The sequence below is a fragment of the Flavobacteriales bacterium genome, assembly GCA_013214975.1.
Lineage (GTDB): Bacteria > Bacteroidota > Bacteroidia > DT-38 > DT-38 > DT-38.
In genome coordinates this window covers 1-4,801 of sequence record JABSPR010000080.1, presented here as the reverse complement: position 1 = coordinate 4,801, position 4,801 = coordinate 1, and the positions used below count along the sequence as shown (strand labels likewise).

Genomic DNA, 4,801 nt, shown 5'->3' with positions numbered 1-4,801 from the left:
TTCCGCCTTTGAAATTAACACGCCATTACCAATAAACATCATTGGAGTTTTAGCTTTATTAATAAGCTTAGCTGCTTTCTCAATATCCTTATCAATTCCATTTCGAAAAGGATTGTAGCTCTTTAAATCTTTATACTCTTGTGGAGCAAATCTGAATTTTTGAAACTGCGCATTCTTTGTTACATCAATCAGAACAGGACCTGGTTTTCCTGAATTAGCAATATAAAATGCCTTTGCAATTACCTGAGGTATTTCTTCCGCATTTGTAATTTGAAAATTCCATTTTGTAACAGGCATCGTAACACCAATTACATCAGTTTCTTGGAAAGCATCCATTCCTAACAAATGAGAACCTACTTGACCTGTAATGCAAACCATTGGAATTGAATCCAACATAGCATCAGCAATACCTGTTACCAAGTTTGTAGCTCCAGGACCAGAAGTAGCGAAGCATACACCAGGACGACCAGTCATTTTAGCATAACCTTCAGCAGCATGTGTTGCACCTTGTTCGTGTCGAACAAGTATGTGTCTCAATTTATCCTTATAAGTATACAAAGCATCATATATAGGCATGATTGCCCCACCAGGATATCCAAAAATGGTATCAACATCTTCATGAATTAATGCTTCAAGAATCGCTTCCGATCCCAGCATCTCCTTCTTTCTTGGCTGCTGTACTTTCTTCTTTACTACTTTCTTCTCCATGACTTATCTATCTAGTCTGATTACTCATCAGTAACACACCCTTCTGATGCCGACGACACCAATTTGGCATATTTATATAAAATCCCTTTTGTGAATTTCGGACCAGGTTGAACCCAGTTTTTTCTTCTCTCCGCAATTATATCATCTGATACTTCTAATTGAAGTTGGTTGTCCTGTGCATCAATAATGATTTTGTCACCATCTTCTATTAGAGCCAACAACCCACCTTCCTGTGCTTCTGGAGTAATATGTCCAACAACAAAACCATGCGTACCACCAGAGAATCTACCATCTGTAATAAGAGCAACATCGTTTCCTAAACCTTTACCCATAATCATAGAAGTAGGCTTAAGCATTTCACGCATTCCTGGTCCACCTTTAGGTCCTTCGTAGCGAATAACGATAACATTCCCTGCCTGGATTTCTCCGGCGCCAATTGCTTTATTAACCAATTCCTCAGAATTATAAACTTTAGCAGTTCCCTCAAATCGCAACCCTTCTTTTCCGGTAATCTTGGCTACAGAACCTTGTTCCGCTAAATTGCCATATAATATTTGTAAATGTCCCGAATTCTTAATTGGCTCAGAAATTGGCCGAATTACATCTTGCCCTTCTGTCAAACCTGGTAATTCAGCTAAATTATCAGCAATAGTTTTACCAGTTACCGTCATGCAATCTCCATGAATTCTACCTTCCGCCAATAACATTTTCAATACTGCAGGTACACCACCAATTGCATGTAAGTCTTCCATCAAGTATTTACCACTTGGCTTAAGGTCAGCAATAAAAGGAGTCTTGTCGCTTATTCGTTGAAAATCGTCGATCGTAATTTTAACATCTACCGATTTCGCCATTGCGATCAAATGCATTACAGCATTTGTAGAACCTCCAAGAATCATCACTAGAGTGATTGCATTCTCAAAAGCTTTCTTGGTCATAATGTCTTTAGGAAGAATATTTAGCTTCAACAAGTTTATCATTGCAGCACCTGTATCAACACACTCCTTTGCCTTCTCATCGCTAACCGCAGGATTAGAAGAACTATAAGGCAAGCTCATGCCTAATGCCTCAATTGCTGAAGACATAGTATTAGCAGTATACATGCCACCACATGCTCCAGCTCCTGGGCAAGCATTTTTAATGATTCCTTTAAAATCCTCTGGTGTTAAATCTCCAGCCATTTTTTCTCCTAGAGCCTCAAACGAAGAAACGATATCTAACTTTCTGTCTTTATACTTTCCAGAACGGATAGTACCACCGTATGTCATGATACCAGGTCTATTCAATCTACCTAAAGCAATAATAGCACCTGGCATATTCTTATCGCAACCCGCAACAGCAATTATACCATCGTACCACATCGCTCCTGCAACTGTTTCTATAGAATCAGCTATAATATCTCTTGATGGTAGAGAATAAGACATCCCTGCCGTACCCATAGAAATACCATCGCTTACACCAATATTATTAAAGATCAAACCAACCATTCCAGCATCTTGAACACCTTTCTTAATGTCTTTCGAAAGATCATTTAAATGCATATTACAAGTGTTACCTTCGTAACCAGAACTTGCAATTCCTACCTGTGCTTTGTTAAAATCTTCATCTGTAAGACCAACTCCATGAAGCATTGCTTGCGCTGCTGGTTGTGTCTCATCTTGCGTTAAAGTCGCGCTATACTTGTTTATTCTATCACTCATTCTAATATATTACTTGGGTAAGCTTGCTTTTTGATGGGACAAAAATAACGGTGAGAGGTTTGATCCAAAAACCAAAATTAAAACCTTTCACGATGCCCAAACAAAACATCCTGAATAATAATCAACTTTTAACTACTAAAAATTAAAATAATATTATTTATAATTACGACGCCTAAGCCCTTTTTAATCGTTTTTGTGCTTTCCTTTGGATAATTTCCGCAACGGGAATTTTTTCAATTTTACTCTCTAGCCATGAGATGATATCAAAATAAATAAATGCCCTCTTTTCATAAGGACTATTAATTAATTCGAGCAACCTCGTTCGAAGGTTTCGAAATTCAATAATCAACTCTTTATCTCCGATATCCCCTTTCAGGTTTTTCAGGAAACCAAGAATATTTTGTTGATACATGTGTAAATCATCTTTCTTAAATAAGAATCGATAAACAGACTTGATGTAATAATCTAACAATTCAGTATTGCCCAGTTCGAAATGACTAATCAAATTCAGAATCCTCGAGAAGCAATGAATATCCTCTCTTAAATCTACATTTTTCATATTAATGATTTTATTCAACCAAATGATTGCCTCTGGATATTTTGCGGCGCCGAAATACAAACACGCGATTTTGTAATAGAACACTAAAGTGTGATGCTGATCCAGCGTATCAATAAATTTATCTAATCCAATCTCAATTGTGGCAATCAACGAAATCCCTTCATGAAACTCTCCTAACAAGAAATACCGATTAATCTCATGAACATAGTAATACTTAAAGAGTATCAATTCAATATTTTGCGTTAAAGGCAGACTCTTATCTTTCGAAATTGAATTTAACCGATTCTGAATAAGTACAAACTCATTGTATTTAGCTAGTTTGAATTGCGCAACAAGTAAACTATTTAGTGCCTTCACATACATCTCCAATCGATTACCTATCATTTCCGGAGAATTATCAAATAAGGCTAATATTTTTCTTGCATGATCATGCCCTGACTTAAAATCCTGAATAAAAAAGTAATACCCTACAAATGCATTATTCAAGTATATCTTTTCATCAAAGGATAGATTCTCTTCTTCATACTCAGGGATCATTTTATTGAAATACTCTCGCACATCATTAAAATCATCTTCATCTCTTATAAAACCAATCTTCTGATAATAGAAATTCAGCTTGGTTGATAGGAAGGAAAAAGAATTAATGTTATTAATCTTTCTATTTACCTCTAACAATTCATTGATTACTAGATCAATTCTATCCTCATAGTCATCCTCAACTAATTGAGTAGATATTCTCTGCTCCCATTTTAGCACATCCATCATTAAAGACAGATTCTCGTTATGTTCAGCCAAATTCTTAGCCTTTAGAATCATCTTGTCCGCTTGAACATACAAGCATTTATTATACAATATCTGCGTTTTATCAATTAAATCCCGGATTTCAACATCGATTATTTTGGGAGCGCTCAGATAACGTATACTATTGAGTATCTGCGTATACAAGTGAGCCTTTAGATTAGATAACTGCTCCGGTTTAATAGAAGTATCCTGCTTTAATATTCGGTCTTCGTCAAATTCCTTTTGCTTTTCAATCAACTTGAAAAGTTTAATAAATTTCATATCCTCACTCCCACTTAAACGCGATACATGTAGTTTAAAATGACGTTTTTCACTCTTGGTTAAACTTTTAATCAAGTAAAACAAAGCATCCGATTTTCGCTTAGACATCGTAATAATTCAAATGGACAAAACTCTATATCCATAGCTAAATTAGCATTTATGCCTAATCAAAACCAATTTAGGCATCGTAATGTTTAATTTTTTTGATTTTATGCTGGCCTTTATAAAATTTACTTTTGATAGGAAAGAAATTATAAAAAGGCATGTCCAAGAAAGTCGACATATTTGATACAACCCTTAGAGACGGAGAACAAGTCCCTGGTAATCAACTGAACACAGAAGAAAAAGTGATCGTTGCTAAAGCGCTCGAGAACTTAGGTGTTGATATTATCGAAGCCGGCTTTCCTATTTCTAGCCCTGGTGATTTCAATTCGGTAGTTGAGATTTCAAAGATAGTAAAGGATGTAACAGTCTGTGCCCTTTCCAGAGCAATTAAAAAAGATATAGATATAGCCGGAGAAGCGTTGACATATGCAAAAAGAGGACGGATTCACACAGGTATTGGAACGTCTAATCTTCACCTAACTACTAAACTTAAAATTTCTCAAGAGGAAGCTATCCGAAGAGGTGTTGAGGCTGTTAAGCATGCAAAGACTTTTGTTGAGGATGTAGAATTTTATGCGGAAGATGCTGGAAGAACAGATAATGTATTTCTTGCAAAAATCTGTGAAGCTGTAATTGCGGCAGGTGCAACTGTAGTTAATATTCCTGA

Annotated in this window: 4 protein-coding genes; 1 reads left to right on the top strand and 3 read right to left on the bottom strand. The window is 36.0% G+C overall.

Going from position 1 to position 4,801, the window contains the following annotated elements:
* From HRT72_03595 to HRT72_03585, 3 genes are all read right to left on the bottom strand, one after another.
* Positions 1-708: acetolactate synthase large subunit (locus HRT72_03595; GenBank protein ID NQY66790.1), on the bottom strand; the 708-nt coding region annotated here is incomplete at its 3' end.
* 20 nt (positions 709-728) lie between these two features.
* Complete coding sequence (gene ilvD, locus HRT72_03590; protein NQY66789.1) at positions 729-2,408, bottom strand: dihydroxy-acid dehydratase; 1,680 nt, start codon at positions 2,406-2,408, stop codon at positions 729-731.
* Positions 2,409-2,580: 172 nt separating this feature from the next.
* Positions 2,581-4,137, bottom strand: a complete 1,557-nt coding sequence (locus tag HRT72_03585) for a hypothetical protein (protein ID NQY66788.1) — start codon at positions 4,135-4,137, stop codon at positions 2,581-2,583.
* 155 nt (positions 4,138-4,292) lie between these two features.
* On the opposite strand from HRT72_03585, the gene HRT72_03580 reads away from it, so the two are divergent.
* The coding region (locus HRT72_03580) for a 2-isopropylmalate synthase (GenBank protein ID NQY66787.1) at positions 4,293-4,801 on the top strand (509 nt) is incomplete at its 3' end.